This window comes from Streptococcus sp. HMSC062D07, from assembly GCF_001814215.1.
GTDB classification, from domain to species: domain Bacteria; phylum Bacillota; class Bacilli; order Lactobacillales; family Streptococcaceae; genus Streptococcus; species Streptococcus infantis_I.
On the sequence record NZ_KV815326.1, the window covers coordinates 80,458 to 96,377 of the forward strand.

15 protein-coding genes are annotated in these 15,920 nt (G+C 39.9%); 7 read left to right on the plus strand and 8 right to left on the minus strand.

Features of this window, described 5'->3' with window-relative positions; translation table 11 throughout:
* Positions 1 to 8 precede the first annotated feature (8 nt).
* Positions 9 to 2,459: a bifunctional DnaQ family exonuclease/ATP-dependent helicase gene (locus HMPREF2957_RS03600; protein WP_070677770.1), complete on the minus strand. Its 2,451-nt coding sequence runs from the start codon at positions 2,457 to 2,459 to the stop codon at positions 9 to 11.
* 120 nt (positions 2,460 to 2,579) lie between these two features.
* Here HMPREF2957_RS03600 and HMPREF2957_RS03605 point away from each other — a divergent pair, with 120 nt between their 5' ends.
* A complete protein-coding gene (locus HMPREF2957_RS03605) occupies positions 2,580 to 2,765 on the plus strand; it encodes a hypothetical protein (RefSeq protein ID WP_070677566.1) in 186 nt (61 codons plus the stop codon).
* Between the two features lie 23 nt (positions 2,766 to 2,788).
* On the opposite strand, the gene HMPREF2957_RS03610 is transcribed toward HMPREF2957_RS03605, so the two are convergent.
* The 5 genes from HMPREF2957_RS03610 to HMPREF2957_RS03630 form a co-directional block, all read right to left on the minus strand.
* Entirely contained in the window at positions 2,789 to 3,637 is an 849-nt protein-coding gene (locus HMPREF2957_RS03610) for an NAD(P)H-hydrate dehydratase (RefSeq protein ID WP_004253838.1), read from the minus strand.
* 3 nt (positions 3,638 to 3,640) lie between these two features.
* Complete coding sequence (locus HMPREF2957_RS03615) at positions 3,641 to 4,453, minus strand: phosphate ABC transporter ATPase (RefSeq protein ID WP_070677567.1); 813 nt, start codon at positions 4,451 to 4,453, stop codon at positions 3,641 to 3,643.
* A 137-nt stretch (positions 4,454 to 4,590) separates the two neighbouring features.
* Positions 4,591 to 5,448, minus strand: coding sequence for a bifunctional methylenetetrahydrofolate dehydrogenase/methenyltetrahydrofolate cyclohydrolase (locus HMPREF2957_RS03620; RefSeq protein WP_070677569.1), 858 nt, complete (start codon positions 5,446 to 5,448; stop codon positions 4,591 to 4,593).
* Positions 5,449 to 5,976: 528 nt separating this feature from the next.
* Entirely contained in the window at positions 5,977 to 6,711 is a 735-nt protein-coding gene (locus HMPREF2957_RS03625; protein ID WP_070677571.1) for an amino acid ABC transporter ATP-binding protein, read from the minus strand.
* On the minus strand, positions 6,711 to 7,394 hold the full coding sequence (locus tag HMPREF2957_RS03630; RefSeq protein WP_004253828.1) for an amino acid ABC transporter permease: 684 nt from the start codon (positions 7,392 to 7,394) through the stop codon (positions 6,711 to 6,713). The genes HMPREF2957_RS03625 and HMPREF2957_RS03630 overlap by 1 nt, the downstream gene beginning before the upstream one ends.
* A 205-nt stretch (positions 7,395 to 7,599) precedes the next feature.
* Between HMPREF2957_RS03630 and HMPREF2957_RS03635 the strand changes: the two genes are divergently transcribed.
* The 5 genes from HMPREF2957_RS03635 (at position 7,600) to HMPREF2957_RS03655 (ending at position 12,027) form a co-directional block, all read left to right on the plus strand.
* Positions 7,600 to 7,830 carry a DUF1797 family protein gene (locus HMPREF2957_RS03635; RefSeq protein WP_004253825.1) on the plus strand — a complete coding sequence of 77 codons (231 nt, stop codon included), beginning with the start codon at positions 7,600 to 7,602 and terminating at the stop codon, positions 7,828 to 7,830.
* Positions 7,831 to 8,070: 240 nt separating this feature from the next.
* Positions 8,071 to 10,320, plus strand: coding sequence for an ATP-dependent Clp protease ATP-binding subunit (locus HMPREF2957_RS03640; RefSeq protein ID WP_070677573.1), 2,250 nt, complete (start codon positions 8,071 to 8,073; stop codon positions 10,318 to 10,320).
* An 89-nt stretch (positions 10,321 to 10,409) separates the two neighbouring features.
* Entirely contained in the window at positions 10,410 to 10,859 is a 450-nt protein-coding gene (locus tag HMPREF2957_RS03645; RefSeq protein ID WP_070677574.1) for an NUDIX hydrolase, read from the plus strand.
* Positions 10,860 to 10,922: 63 nt separating this feature from the next.
* The gene (locus tag HMPREF2957_RS03650) at positions 10,923 to 11,222 is read left to right on the plus strand and encodes a DUF1827 family protein (RefSeq protein WP_070677576.1); all 300 of its coding nucleotides are present in this window, start codon (positions 10,923 to 10,925) and stop codon (positions 11,220 to 11,222) included.
* A gap of 172 nt (positions 11,223 to 11,394) precedes the next feature.
* The gene (locus HMPREF2957_RS03655; protein WP_070677579.1) at positions 11,395 to 12,027 is read left to right on the plus strand and encodes a GNAT family N-acetyltransferase; all 633 of its coding nucleotides are present in this window, start codon (positions 11,395 to 11,397) and stop codon (positions 12,025 to 12,027) included.
* Positions 12,028 to 12,074: 47 nt separating this feature from the next.
* Here HMPREF2957_RS03655 and metK read toward each other — a convergent pair whose 3' ends face one another.
* Positions 12,075 to 13,265 (minus strand): methionine adenosyltransferase, encoded by a 1,191-nt coding sequence (gene metK, locus HMPREF2957_RS03660; protein ID WP_070677580.1) that lies wholly within the window; start codon positions 13,263 to 13,265, stop codon positions 12,075 to 12,077.
* Positions 13,266 to 13,501: 236 nt separating this feature from the next.
* Complete coding sequence (locus HMPREF2957_RS03665) at positions 13,502 to 14,200, minus strand: GntR family transcriptional regulator (protein WP_024054207.1); 699 nt, start codon at positions 14,198 to 14,200, stop codon at positions 13,502 to 13,504.
* A 140-nt stretch (positions 14,201 to 14,340) separates the two neighbouring features.
* On the opposite strand from HMPREF2957_RS03665, the gene guaA reads away from it, so the two are divergent.
* Positions 14,341 to 15,903: a glutamine-hydrolyzing GMP synthase gene (gene guaA, locus HMPREF2957_RS03670; protein ID WP_070677582.1), complete on the plus strand. Its 1,563-nt coding sequence runs from the start codon at positions 14,341 to 14,343 to the stop codon at positions 15,901 to 15,903.
* Positions 15,904 to 15,920 lie beyond the last annotated feature (17 nt).

The window sequence follows — 15,920 nt, forward strand, 5'->3', positions numbered from 1 at the left end:
TATTCATTTCATTGTTTATTTAAAAATTCTTGAACTTTTGAGAATACTTGCTCTCGGCTAATATTCCTTACTCGACTGGTACGAGACAGAGCCTTGCTGATTTGTTTGCCATATCGTTTACTTGACATACGGCTATCTAAAATCAAAACTGCGGAGCGTTGACCAACTCGGCGCATGGTTCGTCCAATCGCTTGCTTAAGACGAATAATGGCCATAGGAAGCTGATAATCGTAAAAAGGATTTTTTCCTTCCAAACGAAGTTCTTGATTCATCTTTTTAGTAAAGGGATCTTCTGGATTTTGGAAAGGTAGACGAGTCACCACTTCAATAACCCGCGGATGTCTTGAAAAATCGACACCTTCCCAAAAACTTCCCGCCCCAAGCAAGAGCTCACGCTCGCCTCTTTCAAAGCGTTTTTTCAATTGGGCTGGTTCTCCGTGCTTGTACTGGGCCAGATGGGGAACCCTCAAAGCATCTGAAACTTGCAACAATAAATCTTTTGCAGTAAATAAGACTAGAATGGGTTCTTCAAGCTGGAATAATTCTTCTAGAACTTCTACAATTGCTTGTGCATATTCCTCAGATGAAATTTCTGTCACCAACGGAAAATCCTTCACTAATAAAATTTCCTGATTTTCCTGAAACTGTTTATCCATGTAGTAAAAGGCAGCTTGAGGAAAACCTAACAATTCTGGTAAAGAAACCCTACTACTAATTTCAAGAGTTGCAGAGATTCCTAAAAGTTGACAGGATTCTGGGAAAATCTGAGAAAAGAGCAACCGATGATTTCGACTAGAAGTGATTTCAACCTTCTTACTAGACACATCTGAACTCGATAACCAAAATTCTCCCTCAGATGTAAAAAATCTCTGATAGTCTTTAAATTCTGGTAAATTCAACTCAGAAAAATCTTGGTGGAGCTTGTCAATGCTACTAGCTGGGCACATCTTCCGTTTACCAGATAGAAACTGATCGAGTAGGTAAGAAACTTCAAAACGAATACTTTCTAGCAAGCGTCTTTGAAGCATACCTTCTTCTCTCGATAAAGCTTGGTCTAGTTGATCTAGCAAATCCGTTAACAAATAAGTTTTACGAGAAAGATTTTCCAATGTCAACAAGACTTTCTGGGCTTCATCTAAAATCAAGAGACGCCCTTCTAAAAGACTCGGATCATCTTCAAGTCGGGTAACTAAGTAAGCATGATTGGTCACAAGCAACTTGCAAGAACGAGCCTTGTCCTGACCTCGTTTCCAAAAATCCTCTAGCCAAAAGAGAGAGTTTTTGTGAAGATTACCATCGTGTACCAAGTTCGGTAAAAATTGCTGGTAGCGATATAGCTGACCAATCTCGTCTAAATCTCCTGTATCTGTCTCTGTCAACCAAACTAGAAGTTGCATCTTGAAACGAGTATACAAACGATTGGACTCTTCTTCCTCTAGCGCTGCATGAAAGGCATCTAGCTTCAAGTAATTCTGAGGACCTTTAAGACTATGAATAGAGATTTGGAAAATCTCTTCTAGTTTTTTTGCCTCCTCTTGCATCACCTGATTTTGAAGGATTTTAGTCGGAACACTGAGTAGGATTCCCCCTTCATTCTCAAGTGACAAGGCCGGTAGCAGGTAACCATAGGTTTTCCCGATTCCTGTTTGAGCCTGAATAAAGGAAATGGCTTCCCCTTGTAAAAACTCTTGAACCTTTTGGGCAAATTCTTCTTGTTGACTTCTCTCCTCCAAACCTAGCAAGGCAATATTAGTTTGGAAATCTTTTGAGAGTTTGCGTGGAGAAAGGACTGGCTTCTCTTTTCTTAAGAATAAGCCTTGCACTTCTACCAAATCATGCTCAACGAGGAGAGACTGTTTCTGATAAACTTCCTCGATGACTAGGTAAGATTCATAGAGTAAGCTGTCTGATAAACTCAATAAGCGCTCCAACAACCCTTTTGGCAGTCCAAACATTTTTTGTCTCATACAAAGAAAGAGTTCTGCTGTTGCTTGGGCATCAGATAGGGCTGAATGGGCTTGCTCTAGAGGAATCCCCAACTCTTGGCAAAGAATGCCGAGATTATACTTCTCAAGCTGAGGGTAAAATACTTGAGCCAACTCCACTGTATCGATACGAGGCGTGCGCAATTCATAACCCTCAAAAAAGAGGAATTCTGCCAATAAATTAGCATCGAACTGAACATTGTGCGCAACAAAAATACCGTCTTTGACCAGTTCAAAAATCTTTCCAGCCACCTGAGAAAACTCTGGAGCCTTTGCCAAACGTTTATCAGTCAAACCCGTTAATTCTTTGATATGAGAATCCAAGCGTTCATGAGGGTTGACATCAGTCGCATACTGTTCAACAATCTCACCATCTTCAATGACTACAATTCCCACTTGGATGATTTTCGCCTTACTTCCAGTACTTGTTGCTTCTAAATCTACAACCACATACCGATTATTTCTAAAGTTCATCACTAAAAATTATATCAAAATTTGCACCATTTGACACCCCTGAACTTTATTTGAAGAGTCAAGTTTCTTGCAAGATTTGAAAAAAATGATTGGATAGAATTGTAGAAAAGGAGGGAACTCATGAACCCATTAGATTTGTTTAATCAAGTAAAGGAACTCATTGAGAACAAAGATTTTTCTGCAGCAAAAACGTTTGTTGATGAAAACAAGGACCAACTCGGTGAGTACCTAAGCCAAGCACAAGTTTTGGTCTCAGGATCAGAAGGACTTAACGGTCTTGTAGATAAGGTCAAAGGCCTCTTCTAATCATCAAAAGACACCTGAAAAAATCAGGTGTCTTTTTGTATTTTTTTCATGAATGCAGGGATATGTTGACTAATCGTGGTTGGCAGAACTACAAAGTTGTCCTCAGCTAGTTCTTGGGCAATGGCTGAATGTAGATAGGTCGCTACCGTCACTCTTTCATAGAGACTAACTTGTGGGAATTGACCAGCAAAACCAGCAATCATCCCAGCTAGGGTATCTCCCATGCCCCCAGTCGCCTGATAAGGACCACCAACACCCAGTTGATAACAATCAGCTTGAGCTGCTTGCCAGATTCGAGTAGCAGGACCTTTTTGAACTAGAATCATCCCAGTAGGAAATTTCTTCAAGGCCTCCCCTGTTTCATCGGTTCCTTGGGAAGTCAAATCTAAGCCTGACAAGACTTGCCATTCCCTTTGATGTGGAGTTAAAACAAGCTGAGCCTTAGGAAATTTCATTCCCGTCTTAGCAAAAATGGATAGGGCACCACCATCCAGTATGAGGGTCTGATTTTGGACTAAATGATGAAAGACTGTTTGGAGAAGCTCTTCTCCACGCTCATCATCCACTAGTCCAGGTCCGACCAAGACAATATTAGCTTTCTGCAACTGTTGCTCAAGTAATTGCTTATCATCAAGGTCAAAAGCCATAGCCTCTGGCAGATGGCTATGTAGAGCTGGAATATTCTCTTCATCCGTTGCTACTGTCACCAAGCCTGCACCACTTCTAACAGCCCCTAAAGCAGCCATAATAATCGCTCCCTCATAGGGATACGTTCCCCCAATCAAGAGAAGACGACCGTAGTCTCCCTTATGACTAGAACGAGGACGCTCGATGATTACTTTTTTCAGTAGAGCTTGATCAATCTCTTTCATACACTACTCCTTAAACTTATCCTTACTTTGTAGCACTTGATTAACCTTGGTATTCCAAGCCTGTAACCCTTCTCCCTCATAGTCTAGGTAAATCACTCTATCTTGTAATTGACAAGGAATCAAACCTTCAAAACAAGCCTTATCTTTTGACGGGATGATACACGTATCCAAATCTAAACTATCTCTTACCTTCGCAACATGATAGCCATCAAAGATATAACCTGGCGCTTGAATTAATTCTTCATACAGAAAATGAAAACTAACGCCAGGAATGAACTTTTCTTGCAATTCCTCCTCAGACGGTGCCCGTCCTAACAAACGCTCCATAGCGAGTCGGTAACCCGAAGACGTATTAGACCATCCGAACATGATATAGTCAAAATAGTCTGCTGGATCAGAAGCTGCATTACGACTATCTGTAACTAGCTCAGCCCCACTTTTACCAAATATTTTTACCGCCGACATAAGTTTTCCAGTCTGAAAAATCGCCTGAGCCACCTCAACTGTACAAGTATGACTACAATAATTTGAAGTCACTAACCTCTTATGTAGATCATAAGTCGAGGCTACTCTTTTATCTGTAGGGGTAAATGGTTGCAGAAAAGGATGCTGACAGAGGTAAGCTAAAATCTCTTTTTTTAAACAAGAATTAATACACTCGATACTTGTTTGGCGTTTATGAAGTTTTTCGTAAGCTATAAATTTAGCAATCTTTTCTAATTCCCACTCTTGGATATTTGGATAATTAATTAGTGCTAAGTGATATATTCCATTCCATTGCAAACTATATTCTCCATTATAAATTTTTAAAATCATCTAATCACCTCACTTTATTATACAATAAAAAGGAGGCGCAAACCTCCTTTTGTAATCTTATATCTAAAATTTAATACTCATTTCTGCCATTTTAAATATAGCTATAGAAAATACACTCTATTGAGCGAATGTTTCTCTTATTTTCTATCCAATGTCCGAAGTGCAGCCTGATAAGTCTGCTCCATCAGCATAGTAATGGTCATTGGACCAACTCCACCAGGTACAGGGGTGATATGACTAGCAATTGGTGCAACAGCATCGTAATCAACATCTCCACAGAGCTTGTCATTTTCATCTCGGTTCATCCCTACATCAATGACAACTGCACCTGGTTTGACAAAGTCAGCAGTCACAAACTTGGCGCGACCGATAGCTACGACCAAAATATCGGCTTTAGAAGCTACTTGGGCTAAATTATGGGTGCGAGAGTGGGTCAAGGTTACAGTTGCATTTTTAGCCAACAGTAACTGGGCCATAGGCTTCCCGACAATATTGGAACGACCAATTACGACCGCATTTTTACCTTCCAAGTCAATCCCATATTCATGAAACATTTCCATAATCCCTGCAGGTGTTGAAGGAATCATAACTGGGTGACCAGACCAGAGGCGTCCCATGTTGAGAGGATGGAAACCATCCACATCCTTTTCAGGATCAATAGCTAGTAAAACAGCTTCTTCATCGATGTGTTTTGGTAATGGAAGCTGGACCAAAATCCCATGCCATGCTGGATCTTGATTGTATTTAGCGATTAATTCTAACAATTCCTCTTGAGTAATGGTCTCCGGAACTCGCACGACTTCACTTTGGAAGCCTGCAGCGATAGCAGAACGCTCCTTGTTGCGTACGTAAACTTGGCTTGCTGGATTTTCTCCGACTAAAATAACGACCAATCCTGGAACCAAACCTGTCTCTTCCTTTAATTTAGCTGTTTTTTCAGCCAACTGTCCTTGTAGCTTGGCTGCTAAAGCCTTTCCATCAATTATCTGTGTCATGTATTTTCTCTTTTCTAACAAATATTTTCTATTATAACAAAAAATCGTTCGGCATTCTAACACTTCTTACCTAAGATACCCTATAGTCTGAAACTATAAGAAAAGGCTCAGTTGGAGAACTAGTCATTCTCTTACTGGAGGATAAAGGAACTTCACAGAATAAAGATATTAATTTTTGATTCTGCATTTAAAATAATGTATAATGTAAGTAATGGAAGTCTTACAATAAAAGGAGGAAATCCATGCCAATATTTAATAAATATATACTATTTTTTATATTTCTTATACTAGCATTATACTCTGATAAGCTTTTCAAAAAGAACCAACAAGTTTGGAAAATTATTTTCGCAGTATTAGGTATACTTACAAGCATTACCTTCTTATTTTAACTACAAAAAGTAGGCATCAGCATTTGCTGATGCCTACTTTTTATTTATAACTTTAATCTAAACTAAGTAATGAAGTTTTGCTCTAACTTGTCGAACTATCCACCTAAAAAAAGTCGAAATGGATATAATTTTACGACTCTTACAAAACCTTACTCAAGAAATCCTTGGTTCTTTGTTCTTGGGTTTGTTCAAAAACTTGCTCTGGAGTTCCGTCTTCGACAACGACACCGTCAGCCATAAAGATGACACGATCCGCCACCTCACGAGCAAAGCCCATTTCATGCGTTACGATAACCATGGTCATTCCTGACTGAGCAAGTTCTTGCATAACTGCTAGTACTTCTCCTACCATTTCTGGGTCTAGAGCAGAAGTTGGTTCATCAAAGAGTAGGACATCTGGTTCCATAGCAAGACCACGGGCGATAGCGATACGTTGTTGTTGCCCACCAGACAGACTTTGTGGATAAGCATCTGCCTTATCTGGTAACCCAACCTTTGCCAAAAGCTCATGGGCTCTCTTTTCAGCAACTGCCTTACTTTCCCCTTTAGTCTTAATAGGAGAGAGTGTAATATTTCCCATTACCGTCATATTTGGGAAGAGATTGAATTGTTGGAAAACCATTCCCATCTTTTCGCGCATGGCAAAGAGGTCATTTTTCTTATCGGTAATGTCAACACCTTCAAATATAACTTTTCCTTTAGTAGCTTCTTCGAGGAGATTCATCGAACGAAGGAGGGTTGACTTACCGCTACCAGAAGGTCCGATAATCACCACTACTTGTCCTTTTTTGATTTCAAGATCAATTCCTTTTAAAACTTCATTTTTCCCAAAGTTTTTATGAAGGTTTTCAATTTTTATATGTGTTTCAGTCATTATTTCTTATCTCCTTGTCCCATACGATTTTCAAAAGCTTTCAAGGCCAGTGTCAAGATAGAGGTCATAATCAAGTAGTAAAAGGCTGCAAATAAGAGCGGTGTTAAAGGTAGGTAAGTAGTTGTTGATACTGTAGTAGCTCCATTCCACAACTCCATAACCCCGATAGCTGACAAGAGCGAGCTATCCTTGATAATAGTGATAAACTCATTTCCTAGAGAAGGTAAGATATTTTTGATAGCCTGGGGCAAAATGACATAACGCATGGCATTCTTAGGACGAATACCTAGTGAATAAGCTGCTTCTAATTGTCCCTTTGGCACTGCATTAATCCCAGCACGAACTGTTTCTGATACATAGGCACCACTATTCATAGAGATAATCAAAATCCCCGGAATCAAGCGAGTCAGATCAACATCTAAGATCCCAATTTGAATAGTCGGAGCACTAATATGCATCAAGGCAAATGCAATCATAATCTGCACCATCATTGGAGTCCCACGGAAGACCCAGATATATAGATTAGCAAACCAGGCAAGTGGTTTAATCTTTGAACGTTGTGCAAAGGCCAGCAGCACTCCTAGAATGGTCCCCAAGAAGACTACCAAGATAGATATGATAATTGTTACAACGGCTCCATAGTTAAAATATGGTAGATATTTCGGTAAAAAAGAAAAATTCATGGATACTCTACTTTCTGTTTTTAATATTTAAACTTAAAACTTGTATAAGGATAACATATATTGCATAAAAATTCAACATTTTCTCCTAATATTTTCAATAAATTTTCAAAGACGATAGAAATAGCGAGAAATCTTAGTTTTTTTCTAGTCAAGTCGAGTCTGTTTATGGTAAAATAGTAAAGATAAGAAATGGAGGAGAATCAAAATGGAATCACATTTGGTTAGAATCATCAATCGCTTAGAAGCAATGACTAAAGATGGTGGTAACTTGAAACGTAACTTTGAGCGCGAAGGAGTTGTTGTCGCAGAGGTTGCTTTTAACCACGACGAAGAAAACGGACCACTCTTTACACTTCGTGACGTTGAAGCTCGTGAAACATATACATTTGATAGCATCGACCTCATTGCGATGGAAATCTACGAACTTTTATACTAATTGTTGAATAAATGCCGGAGAAGTCTCCTGCTTTGACCAATGAAAATCCTTTTTGCATGACAAATAGGATTTTTCTTTTTATCCCTATATTTCATCTACAAAACTCTTTTATCATGAGTTCTAAGACTCAATCTTTTTACTTGCTTTCCCCTTCAATCATGATATAATGAGACTAAAGAACTTTGACTATTTTTGACCTTTCTGTTTTAGTCAAAGCCAAGAAAGAAACGAGGTAGTGATATGCTCTGTCAAAATTGTAAAATCAATGATTCTACGATCCATCTTTACACCAATCTTAATGGGCAACAAAAGCAAATCGATCTTTGCCAAAATTGCTACAAAATTATCAAAACAGATCCTAACAATAGCTTATTCAAAGGCATTACAGATTTAAACAATCGTGATTTTGATCCATTTGGAGACTTCTTTAACGATCTGAATAACTTTAGACCTTCTTCAAATAATAATGTTCCTCCAACCCAGTCAGGTGGTGGAAATGGTGGCAATGGTGGTTTTGGTTCCCAAAATCGCGGGCCAGCTCAAACACCTCCTCCTAGTCAAGAAAAAGGACTCTTGGATGAGTACGGTATCAACATAACCGAGATTGCCCGCCGTGGAAATGTCGACCCTGTTATCGGTCGCGACGAAGAAATCATCCGTGTCATTGAAATTCTCAACCGTAGAACCAAAAACAATCCCGTCCTTATCGGAGAGCCTGGTGTTGGTAAGACAGCCGTTGTCGAAGGCCTCGCTCAAAAAATTGTAGATGGTGATGTTCCCCACAAACTTCAAGGGAAAGAAGTCATCCGTTTAGACGTTGTTAGCCTTGTCCAAGGTACAGGAATTCGTGGACAGTTTGAAGAGCGCATGCAGAAACTCATGGAAGAAATTCGTGAGCGCAAAGATGTCATCCTCTTTATCGATGAAATTCACGAGATTGTCGGTGCTGGTTCTGCCGGAGACGGCAATATGGATGCAGGAAATATCCTAAAACCAGCTCTTGCTCGTGGCGAACTCCAACTAGTTGGTGCTACTACCCTCAATGAATATCGCATCATCGAAAAAGATGCTGCCCTTGAACGTCGTATGCAATCTGTCAAAGTTGATGAACCAACTGTGGAAGAGACTATTATTATTCTCAAAGGTATCCAAAAGAAATACGAAGATTACCACCACGTTCATTATACAGATGCTGCTATCGAAGCTGCTGCTACTCTTTCTAACCGCTACATCCAAGATCGTTTCTTGCCGGACAAGGCTATTGACCTCCTAGATGAGGCTGGTTCTAAAATGAACTTAACTTTGAATTTTGTGGATCCTAAGGTCATCGACCAACGCTTAATCGAGGCAGAAAATCTCAAGGCCCAAGCAACTCGAGATGAAGATTTTGAGAAAGCAGCCTACTTCCGTGACCAGATTGCTAAATATAAAGAAATGCAAAAGACCAAGGTAACGGATCAGGATACTCCAATCATCAGCGAAAAGACGATTGAACACATTATTGAGCAAAAGACTAATATTCCAGTTGGTGATTTGAAAGAAAAAGAGCAGTCTCAACTCATCAACCTAGCAGACGACCTCAAGGCTCATGTCATCGGTCAAGATGATGCAGTTGATAAGATTGCTAAGGCTATCCGCCGTAACCGTGTTGGGCTTGGAACTCCAAACCGTCCAATCGGTAGCTTCCTCTTTGTTGGTCCTACTGGTGTCGGTAAGACAGAACTTTCTAAACAACTGGCCATTGAGCTTTTTGGTGCTGCTGATAGCATGATTCGCTTTGATATGAGCGAATACATGGAAAAACATAGCGTTGCCAAACTCGTCGGTGCCCCTCCAGGATACGTAGGCTATGATGAAGCTGGACAATTGACTGAAAAGGTTCGTCGTAACCCCTACTCACTTATCCTCTTGGACGAGGTTGAAAAAGCCCATCCAGATGTCATGCATATGTTCCTTCAAGTATTGGATGATGGTCGTTTAACAGATGGTCAAGGTCGAACTGTTAGCTTCAAAGACGCCATCATTATCATGACCTCAAATGCAGGTACTGGAAAAGCTGAAGCTAGTGTTGGTTTTGGTGCTGCTAGAGAAGGTCGTACCAACTCTGTCCTTGGAGAATTAGGTAACTTCTTTAGTCCAGAATTCATGAACCGCTTTGATGGGATTATCGAATTCAAAGCTCTCAGCAAGGAAAATCTCCTACAAATCGTTGACCTTATGTTGGATGATGTGAATAAACGTCTCTCAAGCAACAACATCCATTTAGATGTAACAGATAAGGTGAAAGAAAAACTTGTAGACCTTGGTTACGATCCAAAAATGGGAGCTCGTCCACTCCGTCGTACGATTCAAGACTATATCGAAGATGCCATTACAGACTACTACCTTGAAAATCCAAGTGAAAAAGACCTCAAGGCAGTCATGACAAGTAAAGGTAAAATCGTGATTAAGTCCAAAAATAAAACGGAAACAGTCGAGTCAAACGACTAGTTCCTCACATACAAAAGAATGTTCTTGCTTGACAGTGAGAACATTCTTTACTATTATAGAAAGAAAGCGCACTCACGAAGGAGAACTTTATGGCAAATCCAACATTTGGAGAAAAAAAAGAGGGAGTAACCTACAAAAATAGATATGGCGTTTATGCAGTCATACCTGATGCAAACCATGAAAAGATTATCCTCGTACAAGCTCCAAATGGTGCATGGTTCTTACCAGGGGGCGAAATTGAAGAAGGTGAAAATCACCTTGAAGCTCTCAAACGAGAATTGATTGAAGAATTAGGATTTACAGCTGAAATCGGCACCTACTACGGGCAAGCTGATGAATACTTCTACTCTAGACATCGTGACACCTATTACTACAATCCAGCCTATCTCTACGAAGCTACTTCTTACCAAGAAATCCAAAGACCTCTCGAGGACTTCAATCATCTAGCTTGGTTCCCAATCGATGAAGCTATTACTAACTTAAAACGCGGAAGTCACAAATGGGCGATTGAAGCTTGGAAAAAACAACATCAAATTTAAACTATCTTTACCAAATTTCCCAAAAAGTGCTATAATAGACATAGAAATACAGGAGGAAACCCTATGAAGCTTATCAATACTACAAATTCACACTCGCAACTTGTTAAAAGTCAGCTAGAAAGTACCGACGCAACGCTTGTAGAGGTTTATTCTGCGGGAAATACAGATGTTATTTTTACTCAGGCTCCACTTCATTACGAAATCCTCATTTCCAATAAACATCGGGCAATCCGTGAAAAAGAAATGGAAATAATCAAAGAATTTTTCCTCAATCGTAAAATTAATCAACAGGCTATTGATAAGGCAAATATTAAAACCCTCTATTCTGATAAATTGATTGAGATTTCAATCCCTACAAAATAGAATTAATCTACCCTACAGTTAAAACTGCGGGGTTTTTTAATACCTTTTCTTGTTTATATCTTTAAATAAATTATTGTGAATAAAGCTTTTTTGTGAAAATTTCACACTTTAATCGAAAAATGTGAGAAATTTCGTTATAATAGATAGAGAGATTTTAATGAAGGAGTTTGATATGAAAGAAATAGTATACAGAGAAGCCAGGCTAGATGAATATCAAAAAATTGGAAAAGTGTTGGCTGGTGCCTTTATGGACTACCCTTTCATGACTCTTATTAAAGATGATTTAAAAAAACCAGAATATTACCAAGCATTCTTAGAATCATTGGATAGCCTTCTGACCAGACTCTATATCAAAGGAGAGACCTGTCTGATAGCTGAACAAGACGGGGAAATCATGGCCGTTGCCCTCCTGCAACAAAAGGATTTTTCCATTCTATCTTATTTGCTGAATGGTATGGTCAAGCTTTTCCGTTTTATTACTCTGCGCAATCTCTTGAAATATCTTGATTTGGTGGAACGTTCCGAACAGCATTTGAAAAGATCAGGAAATTTTGACTGGTATTTGATGATGTTGGGAGTCAACGCTTCTAGTCAAAACCAAGGAATCGGGAGTGCTTTTCTACAAGAAGGTGTTGAACCTTATCTTAAATCCAAAGGCTGCAAACGCTTGGGCTTGATTACTAGTACTGAAAAAAATGTTTGCTTCTATGAAAAAAACAAGTATGAATTACTAGATTCGATGATGTTAGAATACGGAACAAAATCTATTGGAAACTGGGCTTTTGTAAAAATACTGGATAACTAATTTTAAACATAAAAAAGATTGGTCTAAGGACCAATCTTTTTTTTAGTTTACTTAACGGCTTCTTTCAAAGCTTCTACTTTATCCAAGCGTTCCCATGGAAGATCAATATCTGTACGTCCCATATGTCCATAAGCCGCTGTTTGACGGTAGATTGGACGTTTGAGGTCAAGCATTTGGATAATTCCTGCAGGACGAAGGTCAAAGATTTGACGCGCTGCTTTTTCAAGCTTACTTTCAGCTACCGTACCAGTACTGAAGGTATCGATACGGACAGATACAGGTTGAGCTACACCGATTGCGTAGGCTAATTGCACTTCTGCTTTCTTAGCAAGACCTGCAGCAACAATGTTTTTAGCAATGTAGCGAGCTGCATAAGAAGCTGAACGGTCAACCTTAGTGGCATCCTTACCAGAGAAGGCACCACCACCGTGACGTGAATAACCACCATAGGTATCTACGATGATCTTACGACCCGTCAAACCTGAGTCCCCTTGAGGACCTCCGATAACGAAACGACCAGTTGGATTGATGAAGAATTTAGTCTCATCGTCAAGATACGAAGCTGGAATCACTTCCTTGATGACCTTGTTGATTACATCCTCATGGATTTGTTCATTGCTGACTTCTGGATCGTGTTGAGTTGAAATAACGACAGTGTCCACGCGCACTGGTTGGTCATTTTCATCATACTCAACAGTAACTTGAGATTTAGCATCTGGGCGAAGGTAGCTAATTTCACCAGACTTACGTAGCTCTGCCAAGCGACGAACCAACTTGTGGCTGAGTGAGATTGGCAATGGCATGAGTTCTTCTGTTTCATCCACCGCAAAACCAAACATGAGACCTTGGTCTCCAGCCCCAATCAAATCAAGTGGATCTTGATCCGCATTTCCACGAACTTCTAAGGCTTCATTAACCCCTTGTGCGATATCTGGAGATTGTTCCACCAAAGATGGATGAACTCCCACCGTCTCCGCAGAAAAACCGTACTCTGTATTGGTATAACCGATTTCTGCAATCGTATCACGAACCACTCGGTTAATATCGACATAAGCATTGGTTGAAATTTCACCGAAAACATGTACTGAACCAGTATAAACAGCTGTTTCAGCAGCAACGTGCGCCTCTGGATCTTGCTCTAAAATAGCATCCAAGATAGCATCTGAAATTTGGTCTGCAATCTTATCTGGATGCCCCTCAGATACAGATTCAGACGTGAATAATTTACGTTCTGACATAAAAATGTCCCCCCTTAAAAAATATTCGTTATAGAGTTACAAAGAACTGGTTGGAAGAGTATTTACAATCAATCCCACCACCTTATCGGGACCATATAACCTAACTATTATAACACGAATCTTTGAAAAATACTCGTATGATTACTATTTTTCTTACTAGGAAAATGTTTTCTAATCATAACCAAATAAAAACTCTTAAAATAGATGAGTTTCTACTTTAAGAGTGATGTTATAAACTAATTATTTTCTAGATAAAATTCAAACCGTTCTCCGACGTATTGGCTCTTTACATACTCAAAAGCCGTTCCGTCATCAAAGTAAGAAACCTGAGTCAAACCTAAAATAGCATGCCCTTTTTCAACTTCTAGGTAATGAGCTATCTTTTCTTTGGCTAAACGTGCGTATATGGTCTGGTGAGATTTACCAATTCGATAACCATGCTCTTGCAAGGTTTGAAAGAAGTGCTTGGTTACTTCTTCTTTTTTGAAATTTTTGATAAATTTCTCAGGGATCGACGCCACTTCATAGACTACAGGGACTTTGTCGGCATAGCGAACACGCTCCATACGAATGATGTTATCAGTTGGCAGTAAACCAAGTTTAGCCACTTCTTGCTCATTTGGAATGGTTCGACGATAAGAAATCAAGTGACTAGACGGAGTTTTCCCTTGAGCTTTAACAATCTCCGTAAAACTAGTTGTTCCACGCATTCTTTCCTGAACACGTGTACTTGAAACAAAGGTCCCACTACCTACACGTCGTTCCAAAACCCCTTCTTCAACCAAAAGAGAGATTGCTTGACGTAAGGTCATGCGGCTAACGGCAAATTCTTCTGCTAAATCTCGCTCACTTGGAAGTCTTTCCCCAATTTTCCAACTTCCCTCATCAATGTCTTTCTTGATTTGGTCGTGGATTTTCATATAAGCTGGTAACATGCTTGATCACTTCTTTTCTTTATTTTTTCCATTGTACCGTAACTCATAGGGAAAAGTCAAACCGCACTTGTTTAGTTGGTAATTCTAACCCTTTTATGATAGAATATTCAAGAAGATATTTCTTTGAAGAAAGGGAAAAGATGAGCAACATTTCAACTGATTTGCAAGATGTCGAAAAGATCATCGTACTAGACTATGGTAGCCAGTACAACCAACTCATCTCACGTCGTATCCGTGAGATTGGTGTCTTTTCAGAACTAAAAAGTCACAAGATTTCGGCTGACGAAGTCCGTGCTATCAATCCTATCGGGATTGTACTTTCAGGTGGTCCAAACTCTGTTTACGAAGAAGGATCGTTTGATATTGACCCAGAAATTTTCGAACTTGGAATTCCGATTTTGGGAATCTGCTATGGTATGCAGCTATTGACTCACAAGCTTGGTGGTAAGGTTGTTCCTGCCGGCGATGCTGGTAACCGTGAATACGGTCAATCAACATTGACTCACACAGAATCAGCTCTTTTTGCGGGTACTCCAGATGAGCAACTTGTCTTGATGAGCCACGGTGATGCTGTTACAGAAATTCCTGCTGACTTTGTTCGTACTGGAACTTCTGCAGACTGTCCTTATGCATCTATTGAAAACCCTGATAAGAAAATTTACGGTATCCAATTCCACCCAGAAGTTCGCCACTCAGTTCACGGTTATGATATTTTGCGTAACTTTGCTTTGAATATCTGTGGTGCCAAAGGTGACTGGACTATGGATAACTTCATCGAGATGCAAATCAAACAAATCCGTGAAAAAGTTGGAGATAAACGTGTTCTTCTCGGACTTTCTGGTGGTGTTGACTCTTCTGTTGTTGGGGTTCTTCTCCAAAAAGCAATCGGGGATCAATTAATCTGTATCTTTGTAGACCACGGTCTTCTTCGTAAGGGAGAAGCTGACCAAGTCATGGATATGCTTGGTGGTAAGTTTGGTTTGAACATCGTTAAGGCAGATGCTGCCAAACGTTTCCTTGATAAATTGGCTGGTGTTTCTGATCCCGAACAAAAACGGAAGATTATCGGTAACGAATTTGTCTATGTCTTTGATGATGAAGCAAGCAAGCTAAAAGATGTGAAATTCTTGGCTCAAGGAACTCTTTATACAGACGTGATTGAATCTGGTACGGATACTGCTCAAACCATCAAGTCTCACCACAACGTGGGTGGACTTCCTGAAGATATGCAGTTTGAACTGATCGAGCCACTCAACACTCTTTACAAGGATGAAGTTCGTGCCCTTGGTACAGAACTTGGTATGCCAGACCACATCGTATGGCGCCAACCATTCCCAGGTCCAGGGCTTGCTATCCGTGTCATGGGAGAAATCACTGAAGAGAAGCTTGAAACAGTTCGCGAATCAGATGCTATCCTTCGTGAAGAAATCGCTAAAGCTGGCCTTGACCGCGATATCTGGCAATATTTCACTGTTAACACTGGCGTTCGTTCAGTAGGTGTTATGGGAGATGGACGTACTTACGACTACACCATTGCTATCCGTGCTATCACTTCTATCGATGGTATGACAGCTGACTTCGCTAAGATTCCTTGGGAAGTTCTCCAAAAAATCTCTGTTCGTATCGTAAACGAAGTTGACCATGTCAACCGCATCGTCTATGATATTACAAGTAAACCACCTGCAACCGTTGAGTGGGAATAAAGTTTCCTATAAAATAA